Source organism: Mammaliicoccus sp. I-M35, assembly GCF_022386455.1.
Classification (GTDB): domain Bacteria; phylum Bacillota; class Bacilli; order Staphylococcales; family Staphylococcaceae; genus Mammaliicoccus; species Mammaliicoccus sciuri_A.
Map to the genome: position 1 here is coordinate 1 of NZ_JAJNIL010000039.1, position 290 is coordinate 290.

A 290-nucleotide genomic window follows, 5' to 3' on the forward strand; every position below is an offset into this window, starting at 1 on the left:
AATGGCTCTAAAACATGGTGCCGGCCAGAGGACTTGAACCCCCAACCTACTGATTACAAGTCAGTTGCTCTACCAGTTGAGCTAGGCCGGCTTTAAATGGTGGAGAATGACGGGTTCGAACCGCCGACCCTCTGCTTGTAAGGCAGATGCTCTCCCAGCTGAGCTAATTCTCCATTTAAAATTATGTAATATTATTACCTGCCCGGCAACGTCCTACTCTCGCGGAACGTAAGCCCAACTACCATCGGCGCTAAAGAGCTTAACTTCTGTGTTCGGCATGGGAACAGGTG

2 tRNA genes and 1 rRNA gene are annotated in these 290 nt (G+C 50.0%); all 3 read right to left on the reverse strand.

Annotation, left to right across the window (positions count from 1 at the left end):
* Nucleotides 1–15: 15 nt before the first annotated feature.
* Nucleotides 16–91 (reverse strand) — tRNA-Thr (locus tag LQ679_RS14735).
* Between the two features lie 6 nt (nt 92–97).
* Nucleotides 98–173, reverse strand: a tRNA-Val gene (locus LQ679_RS14740).
* 27 nt (nt 174–200) lie between these two features.
* Nucleotides 201–290: ribosomal RNA gene (gene rrf / locus LQ679_RS14745) — 5S ribosomal RNA — on the reverse strand; the annotation flags it as partial.